The organism is Kitasatospora sp. NPDC022856 (assembly GCF_055561235.1).
In genome coordinates this window covers 1-4,599 of the sequence record NZ_JBVHHE010000107.1, presented here as the reverse complement: position 1 = coordinate 4,599, position 4,599 = coordinate 1, and the positions used below count along the sequence as shown (strand labels likewise).

General features: G+C 73.6%; 6 protein-coding genes. 4 read left to right on the top strand and 2 right to left on the bottom strand.

The window, feature by feature from the left end:
* From ACZ34W_RS38365 to ACZ34W_RS38355, 3 genes are all read left to right on the top strand, one after another.
* Window positions 1-97 (top strand): acyl-CoA dehydrogenase family protein (locus tag ACZ34W_RS38365; RefSeq protein ID WP_157849844.1); only part of this gene is annotated, 97 nt, incomplete at its 5' end.
* A gap of 262 nt (window positions 98-359) precedes the next feature.
* A complete protein-coding gene (locus tag ACZ34W_RS38360; protein WP_465611096.1) occupies window positions 360-1,583 on the top strand; it encodes a beta-ketoacyl-[acyl-carrier-protein] synthase family protein in 1,224 nt (407 codons plus the stop codon).
* A 99-nt stretch (window positions 1,584-1,682) separates the two neighbouring features.
* Window positions 1,683-2,183 (top strand): GNAT family N-acetyltransferase, encoded by a 501-nt coding sequence (locus ACZ34W_RS38355; protein WP_465611094.1) that lies wholly within the window; start codon window positions 1,683-1,685, stop codon window positions 2,181-2,183.
* 143 nt (window positions 2,184-2,326) lie between these two features.
* Here the strand turns inward: ACZ34W_RS38355 and ACZ34W_RS38350 are convergent, their stop codons facing one another.
* Window positions 2,327-2,935 carry a hypothetical protein gene (locus tag ACZ34W_RS38350; protein ID WP_329487943.1) on the bottom strand — a complete coding sequence of 203 codons (609 nt, stop codon included), beginning with the start codon at window positions 2,933-2,935 and terminating at the stop codon, window positions 2,327-2,329.
* A gap of 179 nt (window positions 2,936-3,114) precedes the next feature.
* Window positions 3,115-3,729: an NAD(P)H-dependent oxidoreductase gene (locus tag ACZ34W_RS38345; protein WP_329487942.1), complete on the bottom strand. Its 615-nt coding sequence runs from the start codon at window positions 3,727-3,729 to the stop codon at window positions 3,115-3,117.
* A gap of 256 nt (window positions 3,730-3,985) precedes the next feature.
* Between ACZ34W_RS38345 and ACZ34W_RS38340 the strand changes: the two genes are divergently transcribed.
* A complete protein-coding gene (locus ACZ34W_RS38340; RefSeq protein ID WP_329487941.1) occupies window positions 3,986-4,480 on the top strand; it encodes a peptidylprolyl isomerase in 495 nt (164 codons plus the stop codon).
* The last annotated feature ends 119 nt before the right edge of the window (window positions 4,481-4,599 follow it).

Genomic DNA, 4,599 nt, shown 5'->3' with positions numbered 1-4,599 from the left:
CCCGGTGGAGCGGATGATGCGGGACGCGAAGATCACGCAGATCTACGAGGGCACCAACCAGGTCCAGCGGATCGTCATGGCCCGCAACCTGCCGTGACCGGAGCCGGCGACCTGGGCACATGGCCTCCGAGTTCGTGCGCCCCGAGCTGGTGACCCCTGAGCTCGTGACCCCTGCGCTCATGACCTGAGATCATGGATAAACCCTACAAAGAGCTCGTGGTCGAATCGGTTGCGTTGCACATCTGAATGACCATCAATGCCCTGGCACAGTGGCAGATGAGTCCGCGACTCCCCGTGCTCACCGGCGCGGGGAGTTGTGGCTCTCTCACAATCTCCACAACAGGCAGGGGGTTCGGTCGATGAGTGCTGACGACGACCGCGTGGTGGTCACCGGGCTCGGCGCGACGACGCCGCTCGGCGGGGACGTCGCCTCGACCTGGGCCGGGATGCTGGCCGGGCGGTCGGGCATCCGGGCGATCGAGGACGAGTGGGCGGCCGGGCTGCCGGTGCGGATAGCCGGGCGGCTGGCGGTCGAGCCGTCCGAGGTGCTGGACCGGGTGCAGGCCCGGCGGATGGACCGCTGCGAGCAGGTGGCGCTGATCGCCGCCCGGCAGGCCTGGGCCGACGCGGGCACGCCCGAGGTGGATCCGGAGCGGCTGGCCGTGGTGATCGGCACCGGTACCGGCGGGGCGCTCACCATGCTCGGGCAGGACGACGTGCTGGAGGCCTCCGGGGTCCGCAAGGTCTCCCCGCACACGGTGCCGATGCTGATGGCGAACGGCCCGGCGGCCTGGGTCAGCATCGAACTGGGCGCGCGGGCCGGCGCGCACACACCGGTGAGCGCCTGCGCGTCCGGCGCCGAGGCGATCGCGATGGGCCTGGACCTCATCCGGCTCGGCCGGGCGGACGTGGTGGTCGCGGGTGGCGCCGAGGCCTGTGTCTGCCCGCTCACGCTGGCCGGGTTCGCCCAGGCCAAGGCCCACTCCACCCGCAACGACGAGCCCGAACTGGCCTCCCGGCCGTTCGACGCGGGCCGGGACGGCTTCGTGATCGGTGAGGGGTCGGTGGTGGTCGTCCTGGAGCGGGCCGGGTTCGCCGCCGCCCGCTCGGCCCGGGCGCACGCCACGCTCGCCGGCGCGGCGGTCACCTCGGACGCGTTCCACATCACCGCGGCCGCGGCCGAGGGCCAGGTCCGGGCGATGCGCCGGGCGGTGGCCGAGGCGGGCCTGGCGTCGGCCGACATCGCGCACGTGCACGCCCACGCCACCTCGACCCCGCTGGGCGATCTGGTCGAGGCCGAGTCGGTGGCCGAGGCGATCGGGCTCCACCCGGTCGTCACGGCGACCAAGTCGATGACCGGCCACCTGTTCGGCGCGGCCGGGGCGATCGGCGCCCTCGCCGCCGTCCTCGCCCTGCGCGACGGCGTGGTCCCGGCCACCCGGAACCTCGACACCGTCGACCCGGCCGTGAAGCTGGACGTGGTCACCGGTGCCCCGCGCCGGGGCGCGCTGACCGCCGCGCTCACCAACTCCTTCGGGTTCGGGGGCCACAACGCGACGCTGGTCTTCACCCCGGCGCCGTGAGGTTCGGCGGGGGCCCCGGGGGCCCGGCTCCGGGCAGTCCGGGGCGGGCCCGGCGAAACCCGGGAGACGGTTCGCCGGGCCCGACCTAGGGTGGCCGCCATGTCTACGTCATCGTCGACCCTCCGACTGGAGAAGGTCACCCCCGCCACCATCGACGCCGCGCTCGAACTGAAGGTGCGCCCGGACCAGGAGCAGCTGGTCTCGCCGGTCGCCAAGTCCCTGGCCGAGGCGTACGCGCACGGCGACACCGCCTGGCCCCGGGTGCTCTTCGACGGCGACCGCGCGGTCGGGTTCGTGATGGCGTTCTTCGACATCGCCTTCCAGCCCGACCGGCCCGGAGACCGGCTCCGCTCCGGCCTCTGGCGCCTCAACATCGCCGCCGACGAGCAGGGCCGGGGCTACGGCCGCTTCGCGGTCCAGCAGGTCTGCGCCGAGATCCGCCGCCGCGGCGGCGACCGGGTGACGGTCACCTACGTGCCCGGCGACCACGGCCCGGCCGCGTTCTACCGGCGCCTCGGGTTCCGCCCCACCGGCGAGCTCAGCGGCGACCAGGAGGTGGCGGAGCTCGACCTCTCCGGCGCCGAGCCCTCGGGCGCCTGAGGCCGGCGGGCGGAAGTCAGGCCCGCCGGTGCCCGCCGAGCCGGGGGCGGGGGCCGGAGACGGGCCGTCCGAGGCGTCCCCGTTAGGAGTGCGGAGCAGGAAGTCGGCCCGGCCGACTTCCTGCTCCGGCGGTGCGCGGGGCCTCAGCCCAGCAGCAGGTACTTGGTGGACGGGACACCCTGGGTGTAGCTGCAGTCCGTGTTCTGGGTGCTCTGGCTGTACGTGAACCCGGACGGGACGGTGCACGCCCAGAGGCCGTTGACCGGCTTGCGCAGGTGGAAGGTGGTGGCCTGGACGCCGGGCTGGAGGCTGCACGCGCTCGTGTAGGTGATCCGGTCGTAGGTGAACGCCGGGGTGCCCATACAGGCGGTGAGGCCGTCCACCGGCGTCCGCAGGTGGTACGCGTTGGAGGTCACGCCGGGCTGCTGGCTGCAGGCGCTGCCCCAGGTGATGGCGTCGTAGACGAACCCGGGAGAGCTCTTGCAGGCGGTCAGTCCGTCGACGGGCGTCCGCAGGTGGAACTGCGGTGCGTTCCAGCTGCCGGAGCTGCACGTCCGGTTCATGGCCACCTGGTCGTAGACGTACCCGGCCGGGACGTCGCACGCCCAGGCCCCGTCGAGTCCGGTGGTGGCCGCGGCGGCGGTGGTCGCGGTGGCGGCCCCGGTGAGCAGGAGCGCCAGGGCCGCGAAGGCGGCCAGGAGCAGGCGGATCGGGCCGGTGCGGCCGGTGCGTGCGGTGCGTGCGGCGGACATGGGTCTCCCGGGGAAGCGGTCGGTGACATGGGATCGCACGGTGGCGCCGGGCGCGTGCGCGCCCGCTGCCGCCGCCGGTTCTAGCACGGACGGCCGCGCCGCCACCCCGGTACGGCGGCCCGGTCGGTCGCGGCGACCACCGCCGTCCACTCCGGCCCGTGTCGGGGCTCCGACCCGACTCAGCCGATCAGCGCCGCCGCCTCCTGCCGCGCCTGGCGCAGCCACTGCGCGCGGACGGCGTCGGCCGAGTCCGTCACCGTGCGGAAGACGGTCCGCCGCACGTCCGTCACGCCGACGTAGGGCAGCACGCAGGCGGCCCAGATCCGCTCCAGCGGATCGCCGAACTCGGCCCGCTCGCGCTCCTCCGGGGTGTCGGAGGTGTTCAGCACCAGGGCCCGCCCGGCGCGGAGCAGCCCGGCCGGCTCGCCGTCCGCCGTGCCGAGCTTGTACGCCACGCCGGGCACGAGCACCCGCTGCACCCACCCGGTCAGGACGGCCGGCGGCATGCCCCACCAGTTGGGGTGGATCAGGACGAGCGCGTCCAGGGTGGCCACCTCCGCCCGGTGCAGGGCCAGTCGCGGATCGGCCGGCTCCGCCGCGGCGTCGACCGTCCCGGTCTCCCCGGCGGCCAGCGCGGGTTCGAACCCCTCCGCGCAGAGATCGTGCGCGAGCACCTCGTGGCCGCGTCCGCGCAGTTCGTCCACCACGGCGTCGAACAGCGCGTGGTTGAAGCTGCCCGGTCGCGGGTGCGCCAGATAGACGCCGATCCGCCCCGTCTCCGTCGTCACGCTCATGTCCCGTTCCCCCCTTGTCGGTTGACCTGAGGGCGATGCTAGGGGACCGCCCGGCGGGGTGCGGGCCCGGGACCTGGCCGGACTCCCCGCGCGAGCGGGCCGCCGGGGACCGCCACCGCCACCGGGACCACCCCGGTCGCCCTGCCACCCGCCGCCGGCCCCTGTCGAGGCCGGTCCGGAGCCGCGGCACGCCCGGCGACCGGACGATTTACGGGGCCGTCGCGCGTCCCCGGGGGCGGCATGCCATGATCCCTGCATGGGTTCCAACGTTTACTTCGACATCACCATCAACGACGAGCCGGCCGGGCGCATCGTCTTCAAGCTCTTCGACGACATCGTCCCGAAGACCGCCAAGAACTTCCGCGAGCTGGCCACGGGCGAGCACGGCTTCGGCTTCAAGGGCTCCTCGTTCCACCGCGTCATCCCGGGCTTCATGCTGCAGGGCGGTGACTTCACCCGCGGTGACGGCACCGGCGGCAAGAGCATCTACGGCGAGAAGTTCGCGGACGAGAACTTCACCCTCAAGCACACCAAGCCGGGCCAGCTCTCGATGGCGAACGCGGGCCGCAACACCAACGGCTCGCAGTTCTTCATCACCACCATCGTGACCGACTGGCTGGACGGCAAGCACGTCGTCTTCGGCGAGGTCGTCGAGAACCTCGACCTCGTGACGAAGATCGAGTCCTACGGTTCGCAGAGCGGCCGTACCTCGGCGAAGATCACCATCGCCGACTCGGGCATCGTGGCCTGAGGTCCGACCCCCTGACGTGGGGGGCGCCGCATGTAGGGGCGGCCGGCGGCCAGCCAGCCCCACCACCCCCCCCCCGGCCACCCGGCCCCCCCCCCCACCCCCACCAACAAAAAACCAAA